This is a genomic window from Spirillospora sp. NPDC052269, from assembly GCF_040679435.1.
Classification (GTDB): domain Bacteria; phylum Actinomycetota; class Actinomycetes; order Streptosporangiales; family Streptosporangiaceae; genus Spirillospora.
Window position 1 is genome coordinate 190948 of the sequence record NZ_JBFAUU010000001.1, and the last position, 12344, is coordinate 203291.

Below are 12344 nucleotides of genomic sequence, written 5' to 3' on the forward strand. Positions count from 1 at the left end.
CGCGCCCGGAGTCAGGACGCGCGGGAGGCGCCGCGGCGGGTGAGGCGGATGGCGGAGGTGAGTAGGACGGCGGCCAGGGGGAGTTCGAGGAAGGCGGCCATGGAGACCGCGGCCGGGAGGTAGCCGGAGCGGGCCGTCATGGTGTCGAACCAGGCGTCGGCGACCATGAGGGTGGCCAGGGCGGACAGGGCCAGCGGGGCGAGGGCGTCGCGGCGGCGGACCAGCCACGCGGCGGCCGCCATCACGACGATCTCGATCGCGTCGAAGCCGCACCACAGCAGCGCCCAGTTCACGGGGCGGGGCTCGGACGGCGGGATCGAGAACGCCATGCCGACCGTCCACACCAGCAGGACGGCGGCGCCGGTCGCGAGCACTCCGGCGAGGATCCGGTCGGGCGACCGACGGGGGCCGCGAGCCCAGCGGCCGCGCGGCCGCGGGATGTTGGTCGTCGTCATGATGCCCAGCCTCGTGCGCGCGCGGAGGGAGCGCCTCCCGCCGACGGGCCGTCCGCCCGGCCAGTTGTACGACCGAGGATCCTCCTTGCGGATGATTCAGCTGAAGCGGGCGTCGACCTGAGCCGGGGTCAGGCCGAAGTCGGCGAGCGTGTAGTGGTGGGACGGACGGCCGCGCCCTTCGCTCGACGCGGTGTGCAGGTGCTTCATCGCGTCCCGTGCGCCGTCGGTGAGCGGCAGGGCGAAGTGGGCGTAGATCGCCTCGGCCGTGCCCAGCGGGTCGCGGACGAAGTCCTCGTACCGGACGTCGAAGAAGCGGGACGGGTCGCGGCGTCCGCGTTCGGCCTGGAAGGCGTCCAGCCCGCGGCTCCACAGCTCGAGCTGGTCACGGCTTATGACCTCGCCCCGGAACAACTCGGACCAGCCGTCGGTCGCCTGCGCGGCGAGGCTGCACATCGACGCCATCGCCGTGCGCGGGTCGCGGTGCGTCTGGACGACCAGCGCGTTCGGGTACACGGCGAACAGGGCGTCCAGGGCGAACAGGTGGCTCGGGTTCTTCAGCACCCAGCGCCGTCCGGGGTCGTTCAGGCCGATCAGCTGGAGCAGGCGGCGGTGGCGGCGGTACGCGGGCGTCCAGTCCTGTTCGGCGAGCCACGCGGAGTAGGACGGCACGTGCGCCAGGCACTCGAACGAGATCGACCGCATCGACTGGCGCAGCAGCTGCCAGCACTCCTCGACCATGTCCGCCGACATGTAGTGGACGCCCATGAACTCCGGACGTTCGACGTGGTGCCGCTCGTAGGCCGCCTGGACGGCCTGGAAGACCGGGTCGTCCGCCCACGCGTCGCGCGGCGGACGCGGCTGCGGCACCTCGGTCAGCCACAGCTCGAGGCCCTGGTGGGCGGGGTCGGCGGTGAGCAGCCGGTGCAGCGCGGTCGTCCCGGTGCGGGGGAGCCCGGTGACGAAGATCGGACGCTCGACCGGGACGTCCGCGTACCCAGGGTGCCGCTTCCACGCGTCCTCGGCGAACAGGCGGGCCGTGAGCGCGCCGCGCAGGAACGCGCGCTGCGTCTTGCTGCCGAGCGGCGTCAGTCGCTCGTCCCGCCGGAAGGACGCGAGGAGCGTTTCGAGGCCGTCGGTGTAGTCGTCCTCGCCGAAATCGGTCAGGCCGGTCGCGCGGGTGGCCGAGGCATGCAGATCCTCGACCGTGCCGACGTTCGTCCTCATCGCGGTCTCCTCAGTGGTGGAATTCGCCGCCGTTGACGTCCAGGCACTGCCCGGTGATCGCGCGCGCGTACGAGGACAGCAGGAAGACGGCGGCGTCCGCGATCTCGTCCGGTTCGGGGAGCTTCCGCAGGTCGATGGTCGCGGCGGTCTCGTCGTAGACCTGCCGGGACGTCGTGCCGCGCTCGGTCGCGAGCAGGTCGAAGTACCACTTCAGGTTGTCCGCCCAGATCCAGCCGGGCGCGATCGTGTTCACCCGGACGCCGCGCGGCCCGAGCTCGGTGGACAGGCCCTGCGCGAGCGCGAGCAGCGCCGACTTCGCCATCTTGTACGCGCCGAAGGTCGCCTTCGAGTGCCGCAGGACGGCCGAGTTCACCATCACGACCGACCCCTTGGACGCGACCAGCGACGGGACGAACAGCCTGGTCAGCGACAGTGCGGCGAGGACGTTCGTCTCGAACCCGCGCCGGACGGCGGCGACGTCCACCTCCAGCAGGTTCTGCAGCGGCGGGATCGCGAACGCGTTGTTGACCAGGCCGTCGACGTGCCCGTGCGCGTCGAGCGTCTCCCGGACGAGCCGCTCGCAGGACTCCTGGTCGCGGATGTCGGTGCGGACGACGGTCGCGCGCCGGCCGAGCGCGCGCACGTCCTTCGCCACGTCCGCCAGGCGCGACTCGGTGCGGGCGGCGAGCACGACGTCCGCGCCCGCCCTCGCGCACTGGAGCGCGAGCCCGCGCCCGAGGCCGGGGCCCACCCCGGAGATGACGATCACACGGCCGTCCAGCAGCATCAGCCCAGCATCCTTCGCGCGGTCGAGATCTGGCGGGCGGCGATCCGCTCCGCCCACTCGGAGGGGGTGACGCGCTGCCGGTCGTGGAACGGCAGGCGCGCCGGGAGGTCCGCGAACGGCACGGCCTCGACGCGCGGCCCGTCCCCGGGGGTGAGCGCGCGCGAGAGCCGCTGCCAGCGGATCTGGAGGAAGCCGCGGTCGTGCCCGGTGAGCTCGACCCAGTTCGCCAGACCGGGATCGCGCTCGGCGACGACCATGCGGATCATGCCGTCCGGGTCGGGGACGGCCTGGTCGGCGGTGAGGCTCGTCTGGTGGTGGACGTAGTCGAGCGAGACGTACCACCGGCTGCCGAGCTGGAAGCCCTGGTAGGGCGCGTCCGAGCGCGGGACGGTCACGACCAGCGCCTCGTCCGGGCCGAGGTCGAAGTGCCCGGCGGACGAGTACTGCGTGGCGAGGCCGCCGGGCGTGGGACGCGGCTCGGTCATCGTGTTCACCGGCAGCTTCAGGTAGTGCCACTCGGGGAACGCGAGGAACGTCCGCAGCCGCGAGACCAGCATCTTCCCGGCGACGTCGAAGCGCTTCGCCTCGCGGCGCGCGGTCGGCGCGTCCGGCGCGGACCCGAGGCGGTCGGCGCGGTGGATCCGGATCTCGCCGGGACGCTCGTCCGCCCAGTCACTGAACACCTCCCGGACGAGCAGCATCGCCGCGCCCGTCCCGAGGGTGACGTAATTCGGGTCGTCCTTGCGGTCGGGGTTCTCCGGACCGAGGCGCAGTTCGTACGAGCCGTCCGGGGCGATGTCGAACGCGCGGTCGTCGAACGCGTTGAGGCTGTGCGGGGACGAGGACGGGGTGTAGTCGCCGTTCAGCACCTGGAAGCTCAGGTCGGCGGTGGTCCCGCGGCGTCCGGTGACCACGTACTCGGCGTCGTCGCGCAGGTAGGCGTTGAAGTAGAGGGTGTCGGGGTTGTCGAGGCCGAGCTTGGAGTGCGGCCCGGTCGAGCACGCGAAGAACGGGAAGTCGCGCTCGTACGCCCACGCCATGTGCAGCGACGCCCTGACGCTTCCGGCCAGGTACTCCAGGCCCTCGGCCAGGTCGAGCTCCGACCGGACGTGCGGCGCGGACCGGATGATCCGCTCCGCCTCCGCGACCGCCCGCGCGAACCCCTCGGTCGCCTGATCGTCCCAGCTCCCGGGCCTTCCGGGCGGTTCGGGTCCTTCGGGTTCCGCGGCCACCGGACCTCCCGGATCGTGTCGGTCAAGCGTTAGCTTGGTTCCGCGCCGAGAGTAGAACCGGTTCCACTGCCGGGTCAACGCCCGGCTCGGCGTGTTCCGTCCGGTGGAATGCCGGTTTCCTCCCGGTGTGCGGTCGACTCTAGGGTGGGGCCATGGTGGTCGCTTGGCCTCGCGGACGGACGGCCGACGTCGTGATCGCCGGCGGCGTCCTGGCACTCGTCACCGCCGGCAGCGCGCAGTCGCTGTACGGGCCGCGCGAGGAGCCCTGGTCGATCACGGCCGTCGGCTGGGTGCTGATCCTCGCGGTGTGCGGCTCGCTCGCCCTGCGGCGCGTCCACCCCGTCCCCGTCGCCGTGTTCACGCTGCTGGTGACGATCGTCTACTACGTGATGAGCACCTACGACGGGCCGCTGCTCGTCGCGTTCATCCTCGCGCTGTACACGGTCGCGGAGGCGGGCCGTCCGCGCGTGGCCGCCGGGCTCACCGCCCTCGCCATCGCCCTCGTCGGCGCGGGCACCGCCGCGGGCAACGGCTCGATCAACGGCATCGCGCTGTTCATGCTCGGAGGCTGGCTGGTCGCGGTCGTCCTGATCGGATGGCTGCGCCACACCTCCGCCGCGCACGCGCGCGAGGTCGAGCAACGCGCCGCGACCGAGGAGCGGCTGCGCATCGCGCGCGAACTGCACGACGTCGTCGGCCACCACCTGTCGCTCATCAGCGTCCAGTCGGCGGCCGCGCTGCGCCGCTTCGGCAAGGACCGGCGGCGCGGCGAGGAGATGGCCGAGGAGTCGCTGACCGCCATCCGCGAGACCAGCACCGAGGCCCTGCGCGAGCTGCGCACGATGCTCGGCATGCTCCGCATGGACGGCGAGGACGCCCCGACCGCGCCCGCCCGGGGCCTCGACCGCGTCGAGGAGCTCGTCGACCGCGCCCGCTCCGCCGGACTGGACGTCCGCGCGGACGTGTCGGGTCCGGGACGTCCGCCGACCGAGGTCGAGCTGGCCGCGTTCCGGATCGTCCAGGAGGCGCTCACCAACGTGGTCAAGCACGCCCGCGCGAACCGCGTCGCCGTCCGCGTCGACCGCGCCCCCGACGCGGTCACGATCGAGGTGACCGACGACGGCCGCGGCCCTGTGTCCGAACGCCGCGCCGTCCCCGCCCGCAGCGGCGTATCCGCCCGCAGCGCTGCGTCCGGGTGGGGCGCGGGCGGGGGGTCGGGGAGCGGGATCGGCGGGATGCGCGAGCGCGCCCGCGCGCTCGGCGGTGACCTGGAGGCGGGCCCCGGCCCGGACGGCGGTTTCCGCGTGCGCGCCCGCCTGCCCCACGAGAAGAGGACGGCATGATCAAGGTTCTGCTGGCCGACGACCAGCGGCTGGTGCGGGCGGGCTTCCGCTCGATCCTCGCAGGCGAGGACGACATCGAGGTCGTCGGAGAGGCGGGGGACGGCGCGCAGGCCGTCGAGCGCGTCCGCGAGCTGCGTCCCGACGTCGTGCTGATGGACATCCGCATGCCCGGCACCGACGGCCTGGAGGCGGCCCGGACGATCACCGCCGACCCGCGCATGTCCGGCATCCGCGTGGTCATCCTGACCACCTTCGACCTGGACGAGTACGTCTACGGCGCGCTGCGCGCCGGGGCGAGCGGGTTCCTGCTGAAGGACACCGAGCCGGAGGAGCTGATCCAGGCCGTCCGGGTCGTGCACCGCGGCGACGCGCTCATCACCCCGCGGATCACCCGCCGCCTGATCGGCGAGTTCGCCGGACGCGTCCGCGCGCCCGACCCGGGACCGCGGATGGGCGCCCTCACCGACCGCGAACGCGAGGTGCTGCGGCTCGCCGCCGCCGGGCTGAGCAACGACGAGATCGCCGCCCACCTCGTCCTGAGCCCGACCACGGCCAAGACGCACATCAGCCGCATCATGACCAAGCTCGCCGCGCGCGACCGCGCCCAGCTCGTCGTGCTGGCCTACGAGTCCGGCCTGGTCAGCCCGGGATGGCTCACCGACTGAGTCAGGCGGGAACGACCGGGTCAGGCGGGCTCGGCGGCGAACATGCCCTTGTCCCAGAGCCGGCGGATGTGCTCCATGAGCGGCGCGCCGAGCGCGCGCAGCGCGGCGGTGTCGCCCGCCGCGACGGCCGGCGTGACCATCGCGCTGGTCGCGGCGACGATCATCTGGCAGGTGTAGCGGCCCGCCTCGTCCTCCGCCCCGATCAGGTCGGCGAACACCCCGGCGAGGCCGGCCTGCATGGCCGTCCGCTGCCGGACGGCCTCGGGCCCCGCCGCGAACACCTCGACCAGGAACAGCCGCGCGTACGGCAGCTCCTTGGCGAGGACGTCCAGGTACGCGGTGAGCGCGTGCTCGACCGCCGACAGCCGGTCGGCCGGGACGCCGCTCGCCGCGTCCCCGGACGGAGCGCCGGACTTCTGGTAGAGCCCGAGGGCCTCCAGGACGTGCGCCACCAGGATCTCGCCCGCGCGCTCGAACGCCCCCATGAAGCAGTCGAGCTTGGAATCGAACAACCGGTAGAAGCTCTGCCGGGACACGACCGCGCGCTTGAGCACGTCCTCCACGGACGTCCGGACGTAGCCGCGTTCGGCCATCGCCTCGGCCATCGCCGCGTAGAGCCGGTCGCGGTGGATGCGCTCGACCTCCTCCGGTGCGAGCGCGTGGCGTCCCCGGGGCAGCCGTCGCGGCGTCGGGCGAGCCGTCCGTTCCTCCGCTGACTGGGGCATCTGTCCACGATAAGGCACCACTGACCCAGGTCCGAGCACCCCCGGCACCGTCCCCACGGCCCGGCCTTGACTCGCGCGGGCCGTGGGGAACCGGTGCCGGACGGTGATCGGGTGCCGGACGGTGATCGGGTGTCAGACGGTGATCGGGACGGTCGCGGGACCCCGGAGGTTGACGCGCCCGTTCCACGTGGCGTCACCGTCCAGCGCCAGGCCGCCGAAACGGCCCGTCAGGCGCTCGAACGCCACGCGCGCCTCCAGGCGGGCCAGCGCCGCGCCCAGGCAGTGGTGCGGTCCGCCGCCGAACGCGACGTGCCGGCGGGCGTTCGGACGGTCCAGGCGCAACTCCTCGGCGTCCGGGCCCCAGAAGGAGGGGTCGCGGTTGGCGGCGGCGAGACCCGCCACCACGAACGCGCGCGGCGGGATCTCCTTGTCGCGCACCTTGTACGGGGTGAGGGTCACGCGGCGGCTCTGCTGGACGGGGCTGACGAACCGCAGCAGCTCCTCGACCGCGTTCGGGGCGAGCCCCGGATCCGCGCGGAGCCTCGCGAGCTCACCTGGGTTCTCGAGGAGCGCGAGCGTCCCGCCGCCGATCAGGCTGACGGTCGTCTCGTGCCCCGCCACGTACAGCAGCACGACCTGGTCGACCAGCTCGTCGTCGGTGAGCCGGTCGCCCTCCGCCTCGGCGGCGATGAGCGCGCTCAGCAGGTCGTCGCCCGGGTGCGCGCGCTTGTCCGCGATCAGGCCCCTGACCAGCTCGTACAGCTCGATGCCCGCCTCGCCGACGCGCTTGACGGTCGCCTCGTCCGGCAGCGGCTCCAGGGACCGGACGACCCAGCCGCTCAACTCTCGGACGCGCGCGTGGTCGGTCGGCGGCATGCCGAGCATCGAGGAGATCACCGCGAACGGCAGCGGGAACGCCAGCGTCTCGACCAGGTCGGCGGTCCCGGCGTCCTCGATCCGGTCGAGCGCCTCGTCCACCAGGGCGGTGATCTCGGGCTCCAGCGCGGCGACGCGGCGCGGGGTGAACACCTTGGAGACCAGGCCGCGCAGCCGCGTGTGGTCGGGCGGGTCGCGGTCGAGCAGCGAGCGGCCGCGGCCCTCCAGGGCGCTGTCGTACGCGCGCATCTGGTCCACGACCAGGCCTTCGGCGGCCTTTCGCTCGTCCACCGAATGGTCGGACCGCAGCAGGTCCTCGACGTCCCGGTGGGTGGTCATGATCCAGATGCCGAACGGGCTCTGGTGGACGGGGTCCGCCTCACGCAGCCGGCGGTAGGCGGGGTACGGGTCGTCGGTGAAGCCGGGCTCGAACGGGTTGAACAGCAGTTCCGGTTCAGGTGTCGCCGGTTCAGGCATCGCTGGTTCGGACATCGCCGGTTCGGACATCGGGGGCCTCCCGGTCGCGGACTCGCGGACACGCGGACGCTGACCTACTCCGCGTCGGTCACATACGCTGTGTATGTAGTATGCTCCGCGTATGTCGGACGTCAAGAGCCGCCGGGCGAAGTACTCGGAGGAGACCCGCACGGCCCTGCTGGACGCGGCGACCCGGCGGTTCGCCGAGCACGGGTTCGCGGGCACGTCCCTGGAGGACGTCGCCGCCGACATCAACGCCACGCGCGGCGCGGTCTACCACCACTTCGCGAGCAAGTCCGCGCTGTTCCAGGCCGTGTTCGAACGCCTGGAGGAGGCGTCGATCGAGGGCATCCTGCGCGCCGCCGCGGACGCCCCGGACGCCTGGTCCGCGGCCGTCATCGCGCAGGACACCTACCTCGACCACTGCTGCGACCCCGTCCACGGCCGCATCATCTGGCAGGAGGGCCCGCTCGCCCTCGGCTGGCGGCTCTGGCGCGAGTGCGAGGAGAAGTACGGCTACGGCCTGGTCGAACGGCTCGTCGCGTCCCTCCAGGAGGCCGGGGAGCTGCCGCCGCTGCCCCGGCAGCCGCTCGCGCGCGTCGCCTTCCACGTCCTCGGCGCGGCGGGCACCGCCATCGCCGAGGCCCCCGAGCAGGACAAGGAGCGGCTCCGCGCCGAGTACGCCACCGTCCTGACGAGCCTGCTCGGCGGCATCCGCATCACCCCGCCAGCCTGAGGCTCAGCCCTCCTCCGCACCCTCCTCGTCGTCGACGAGGTGGGTGAGCTTGTCGGGGTTGCTGAGGGCGTAGATGCCCTCGACGCGCTGACCGTCCTCGGACAGGTCGAGCACCATGACGACGAACGGCGCGCCCTCTGCGAAGAGCACCGCGGACGGCTCGCCGTTGACGGTCCGGTAGCGGATGTCGAGGCCGTCCGGAAGGTGGTAGGCCGGGCCGGCGATGAGCCGGGCGATCTTGTCGCGGCCCGTGATCGGGCGCAGCGCGGCCCGGCGGATGCCGCCGCCGTCGGTCCACATGGTCACCTCGGGCGCGAGGATCCTCATCAGCTCGGCCAGGTCGCCGCCGAGCGCGGCGGCGAGGAACCGCTCGGTCGCCGCGCGCTGCGTGCGCGGGTCGATCGTCCGGCGCGTCCGCCTGGACCGGACGTGCAGCTTCGCGCGATGCGACACCTGCCGGACGGACGCGGGGGAGCGGCCCAGGATCTCGGCGATCTCGGTGTGCGGGTAGCCGAACACCTCGTGCAGGATGAACACCGCCCGGCTCAGCGGGGTCAGCGTCTCCAGCACGACCAGCATCGCCAGCGACACGGCCTCGCCGCGCGCCACGTCCTCCGCCGCGTCCTCCCCGGGCCCGGTGCCGGCGCCGGCCGCTCCGACCAGCGGCTCCGGCAGCCACGGCCCCGGATACGACTCGCGCCGCCGCGCGACCGCCGCCTGCCGCGTGAGCGCCATGTTGACCGCGATCCGCACCAGGTACGCGCGCGGCTTCTCCACGTCGTCCATGCCGTGGGCGGCCCACGCCATCCAGGTGTCCTGGAGGACGTCCTCGGTGTCGGCGACGCTTCCCAGCAGGTTGTAGACGATCGAGAACAGCAGTTCGCGGTGCTCGGCGTAGACCGCCGTCACCTCGTCCGAGATCGTCACGGCATCGTCCGGCAGGACGGTCTCATCCGGCGGGACGGGCTCGGTCGAGGGGGTCGCCGTCGGCATGTGGTGGGACATGGATCCTCCTGTTCGCCGCCACCCTGAGGTGCGCCGACCACCGAAGTGTGACATCGCCGGTGAAAATGGGATCCGTCTCTCAACATCTGTCACGATGTCGGGCGATCGAACACATGCGCCGCGGGCGGCGTCCAACGTTGTGATCAGCCGACCACCAGACAGACACCGGAGTACTCATGCCGAACGTGGACCGCCGCCGTGCCCTCGGGGTGCTCGCCGCCGGAGCGGCGGGCATCGCCGCCGCCGCGGCCCCGGAGCTGTGGCACGCGGGCCCGTCGCGATCGGCCCGCGCGGACGGTGGGCGCGGCGGGCACGGCGGCCATCACGGGAAGGGCCCCGCCCAGCCGCCGGACCCGGGCTACGCCCACGGGCAGCCCATGCAGGCCCTGCACAAGCCCGTCCGCAGCCTGGCCGACCTCACCCCGGCCGCGCCCCCCAACGCGATCGCGCTGACGATCGACGACGGCCCGCACCCGAAGTACACGCCGATGATGCTCGACCTGCTGGCCGCGCACGGGGTGAAGGCCACCTTCAACATGATCGGTGAGCAGGTGGTGGAGCAGACGAAGATCGTCCAGCGGATCGTCGCGGACGGCCACCAGATCGCCGACCACACCGTCACCCACCCGCTCAACCTGCCCGCCCTGAGCACCGCGAAGATCTCCAAGGAGATCGGCGAGGCGCACGACCAGATCGCGCAGACCACCGGGGTCGCGCCCCGGTTCTTCCGGTCGCCCGGCGGTAACTGGTCGCAGGCGGTGTTCGACGTCGCCGACCAGCACAAACTGATCTGCGTGGACTGGAAGATCGACCCGCGCGACTGGGCCCGTCCCGGCATCGCCAAGATCACCAGCGCGATGCTGCGCGCCCAGCCCGGCGACATCCTGCTCTGCCACGACGGCGGCGGCGACCGCATCCAGACGATCGACGCGCTCAAGACCGTCCTGCCGCAGCTCAAGAAGCGCGGCCTCCAGTTCGTCGCGCTGTAGGCCCGGTCGCGGGCGGGCGTCCCCGGACGGGCGCCCCGGACGGGCTAGCGGACGATGACGGTCGTGGCGGGGGCCTTGGCGTCGTGCGTCCAGCCGTCGTGGCCCTCGGTGGCCCGCCAGTGCCGTCCGGCGAAGCGGACCTCGCTCAGGCCGAAGGTCTGGGCGTGGGTCACGGCCCAGGACGCCACGGCCCAGCCCGTCCGCTCGTTGGGGGCGCGCACCGCGGCGTAGTCGGGCGCGGCGGGCGCGACGACCTGGAGGCGGCTGCCGAAGGCGCGGCGCATCTCGCGGAGGGCGTCGGCGCGGCGTGCGTCGGTGCGCTTGTTCGGCGGGTACCAGCAGCGGACGCCCGCGGCGGACCGTCCGCCGAACGCCTGCGCCAGCACCTTCGCGTCACCCTCGTGCTGCGCGTAGGCGTTGCCGTCGGCGCTGCGCTGGACGCGCTGCGCGGCGTCGTGGAGGTCGAGGTCCAGGTAGTCCTTGACCTTGACCAGGGCGTCGAGGAACTTGCTGGTGGACTGGACGGGGTCGCGCAGCTTGTCCGGCGAGCCCCAGCCCTGCGAGGGCCGCTGCTGGAACATGCCGACCGAGTCGCGGTCGCCGCCCGCCAGGTTGCGCATGTGCGACTCCTGGATCGCGGTCGCGTACGAGATCACCGCGGCCCGCTCGGGCAGCCCCTTGCGGATGACCACGGCGGCGATCGTCGAGCCGTTCGCGCCCTGGTCCAGATCGAGGGGCATCTTGCCCAGCGACGTCCGCACCTCGCAGCCGGACCCGTGAAGGTAGGGCCGCGCGCGCGTGTACAGCACCCAGCCACCCGCGGACAGCGCGATGACGGCGACGAGCGCCACGATCCACCAGCGCTTACGCCGTCCACTCCGCCCGCCGCCGGATTCCTGCCGGGGGCCGGATCCCAGCTTCGCCCACACTGCCACGCCCTGACCGTACCGGGCTCCGGCCGTCGGTAAGCTCAATGTCCATGACCGAGACGTTCACCAGCCCGATCTCCACCGCCGTCGACGAGCTCTGGGAGCGCCGCGCCGACCTCGGGCCGGACGACACCGAGGCCCGCGCGGCGATCGTCGCCGCCGTGGACCAGATCGACGCCGGCGAGGCCCGGGTCGCCTTCGTCGACCCCGCGACCGACGAGGTCGTCGTGGACGAGCGCGCCAAGCGCGCGATCCTGCTGAGCTTCAAGGTGCTCGGCATGGTGCGGTCCCAGGTGGGCGACTTCCAGTACCACGACCGCATCCCGCTGAAGAGCCGCCTGGACGGCGTCCGGGTGGTCCCGGGCGCGATCGCCCGCTGGGGCTCCTACCTGGCCCCCGGCGTCGTGCTCATGCCGTCGTTCACCAACATCGGCGCCTACGTCGACTCCGGGACGATGGTCGACACGTGGGCGACCGTGGGCTCCTGCGCCCAGGTCGGCAAGAACGTGCACCTGTCGGGCGGCGTCGGCATCGGCGGCGTGCTCGAGCCGCCGAACGCCAAGCCCGTCGTCATCGGGGACGAGGCCATGATCGGCTCCCGTTCGATGATCGTCGAGGGCGCGCGCGTCGGGACGGGCGCGGTCGTCGGCTCCGGCACGAACCTGTCGGCGTCCATGCCGGTGATCGACGTCGAGACCGGCGAGGAGATCGGCCGCGGCCGCATCCCCGACTGGTGCGTCGCCGTCGGCGGCACCCGGATCAAGGAGTTCAAGGGCGGCAGCTTCGGCATGCCCGCCGTCCTGATCCTCAAGAGGCTCGAGCCCGGCCAGCGGCACAACAAGGCCGAGCTGAACGACATCCTGCGCGACCACGGCATCAACACCTGACGGCCGCGCGCACA

General features: G+C 72.9%; 13 protein-coding genes. 5 read left to right on the plus strand and 8 right to left on the minus strand.

Going from position 1 to position 12344, the window contains the following annotated elements; translation table 11 throughout:
- Positions 1-11 precede the first annotated feature (11 nt).
- The 4 genes from AB0L06_RS00930 to AB0L06_RS00945 form a co-directional block, all read right to left on the minus strand.
- The gene (locus AB0L06_RS00930) at positions 12-455 is read right to left on the minus strand and encodes a hypothetical protein (RefSeq protein WP_500228823.1); all 444 of its coding nucleotides are present in this window, start codon (positions 453-455) and stop codon (positions 12-14) included.
- A 96-nt stretch (positions 456-551) separates the two neighbouring features.
- On the minus strand, positions 552-1679 hold the full coding sequence (locus AB0L06_RS00935) for a sulfotransferase family protein (RefSeq protein ID WP_500228824.1): 1128 nt from the start codon (positions 1677-1679) through the stop codon (positions 552-554).
- A gap of 10 nt (positions 1680-1689) precedes the next feature.
- The gene (locus AB0L06_RS00940; RefSeq protein ID WP_500228825.1) at positions 1690-2466 is read right to left on the minus strand and encodes an SDR family oxidoreductase; all 777 of its coding nucleotides are present in this window, start codon (positions 2464-2466) and stop codon (positions 1690-1692) included.
- Positions 2466-3698, minus strand: a complete 1233-nt coding sequence (locus AB0L06_RS00945; protein WP_500228826.1) for a hypothetical protein — start codon at positions 3696-3698, stop codon at positions 2466-2468. Before AB0L06_RS00945 ends, AB0L06_RS00940 begins: the two co-directional genes overlap by 1 nt.
- Before the next feature lie 152 nt (positions 3699-3850).
- On the opposite strand from AB0L06_RS00945, the gene AB0L06_RS00950 reads away from it, so the two are divergent.
- The gene (locus AB0L06_RS00950) at positions 3851-5041 is read left to right on the plus strand and encodes a sensor histidine kinase (RefSeq protein ID WP_500228827.1); all 1191 of its coding nucleotides are present in this window, start codon (positions 3851-3853) and stop codon (positions 5039-5041) included.
- Positions 5038-5706, plus strand: coding sequence for a response regulator transcription factor (locus AB0L06_RS00955; RefSeq protein ID WP_500228828.1), 669 nt, complete (start codon positions 5038-5040; stop codon positions 5704-5706). The genes AB0L06_RS00950 and AB0L06_RS00955 overlap by 4 nt, the downstream gene beginning before the upstream one ends.
- Positions 5707-5726: 20 nt before the next feature.
- Here the strand turns inward: AB0L06_RS00955 and AB0L06_RS00960 are convergent, their stop codons facing one another.
- Both AB0L06_RS00960 and AB0L06_RS00965 read right to left on the minus strand, forming a co-directional pair.
- Positions 5727-6431: a TetR/AcrR family transcriptional regulator gene (locus AB0L06_RS00960; protein WP_500228829.1), complete on the minus strand. Its 705-nt coding sequence runs from the start codon at positions 6429-6431 to the stop codon at positions 5727-5729.
- Positions 6432-6563: 132 nt separating this feature from the next.
- On the minus strand, positions 6564-7784 hold the full coding sequence (locus AB0L06_RS00965; RefSeq protein ID WP_500228830.1) for a cytochrome P450: 1221 nt from the start codon (positions 7782-7784) through the stop codon (positions 6564-6566).
- Between the two features lie 121 nt (positions 7785-7905).
- Between AB0L06_RS00965 and AB0L06_RS00970 the strand changes: the two genes are divergently transcribed.
- Positions 7906-8520: a TetR/AcrR family transcriptional regulator gene (locus tag AB0L06_RS00970; protein ID WP_500228831.1), complete on the plus strand. Its 615-nt coding sequence runs from the start codon at positions 7906-7908 to the stop codon at positions 8518-8520.
- A 3-nt stretch (positions 8521-8523) separates the two neighbouring features.
- Here AB0L06_RS00970 and sigJ read toward each other — a convergent pair whose 3' ends face one another.
- On the minus strand, positions 8524-9525 hold the full coding sequence (gene sigJ / locus AB0L06_RS00975) for an RNA polymerase sigma factor SigJ (protein ID WP_500228832.1): 1002 nt from the start codon (positions 9523-9525) through the stop codon (positions 8524-8526).
- A 176-nt stretch (positions 9526-9701) separates the two neighbouring features.
- Between sigJ and AB0L06_RS00980 the strand changes: the two genes are divergently transcribed.
- Positions 9702-10514, plus strand: coding sequence for a polysaccharide deacetylase family protein (locus tag AB0L06_RS00980; RefSeq protein WP_500228833.1), 813 nt, complete (start codon positions 9702-9704; stop codon positions 10512-10514).
- Positions 10515-10558: 44 nt separating this feature from the next.
- On the opposite strand, the gene AB0L06_RS00985 is transcribed toward AB0L06_RS00980, so the two are convergent.
- Positions 10559-11449 carry a hypothetical protein gene (locus AB0L06_RS00985; protein ID WP_500228834.1) on the minus strand — a complete coding sequence of 297 codons (891 nt, stop codon included), beginning with the start codon at positions 11447-11449 and terminating at the stop codon, positions 10559-10561.
- A gap of 44 nt (positions 11450-11493) precedes the next feature.
- On the opposite strand from AB0L06_RS00985, the gene AB0L06_RS00990 reads away from it, so the two are divergent.
- Positions 11494-12330, plus strand: coding sequence for a 2,3,4,5-tetrahydropyridine-2,6-dicarboxylate N-succinyltransferase (locus AB0L06_RS00990; protein WP_500228835.1), 837 nt, complete (start codon positions 11494-11496; stop codon positions 12328-12330).
- The last annotated feature ends 14 nt before the right edge of the window (positions 12331-12344 follow it).

Bases quoted from the DNA above. Each gene is read 5' to 3' on its own strand.
- AB0L06_RS00970 (WP_500228831.1), top strand. From the start codon at position 7,906: ATGTCGGACGTCAAGAGCCGCCGGGCGAAGTACTCGGAGGAGACCCGC.
- AB0L06_RS00930 (WP_500228823.1), bottom strand. From the start codon at position 455: ATGACGACGACCAACATCCCGCGGCCGCGCGGCCGCTGGGCTCGCGGC.
- AB0L06_RS00940 (WP_500228825.1), bottom strand. From the start codon at position 2,466: ATGCTGCTGGACGGCCGTGTGATCGTCATCTCCGGGGTGGGCCCCGGC.
- AB0L06_RS00935 (WP_500228824.1), bottom strand. From the start codon at position 1,679: ATGAGGACGAACGTCGGCACGGTCGAGGATCTGCATGCCTCGGCCACC.
- AB0L06_RS00950 (WP_500228827.1), top strand. From the start codon at position 3,851: ATGGTGGTCGCTTGGCCTCGCGGACGGACGGCCGACGTCGTGATCGCC.
- AB0L06_RS00960 (WP_500228829.1), bottom strand. From the start codon at position 6,431: ATGCCCCAGTCAGCGGAGGAACGGACGGCTCGCCCGACGCCGCGACGG.
- AB0L06_RS00990 (WP_500228835.1), top strand. From the start codon at position 11,494: ATGACCGAGACGTTCACCAGCCCGATCTCCACCGCCGTCGACGAGCTC.
- AB0L06_RS00980 (WP_500228833.1), top strand. From the start codon at position 9,702: ATGCCGAACGTGGACCGCCGCCGTGCCCTCGGGGTGCTCGCCGCCGGA.
- AB0L06_RS00965 (WP_500228830.1), bottom strand. From the start codon at position 7,784: ATGCCTGAACCGGCGACACCTGAACCGGAACTGCTGTTCAACCCGTTC.
- sigJ (WP_500228832.1), bottom strand. From the start codon at position 9,525: ATGTCCCACCACATGCCGACGGCGACCCCCTCGACCGAGCCCGTCCCG.
- AB0L06_RS00955 (WP_500228828.1), top strand. From the start codon at position 5,038: ATGATCAAGGTTCTGCTGGCCGACGACCAGCGGCTGGTGCGGGCGGGC.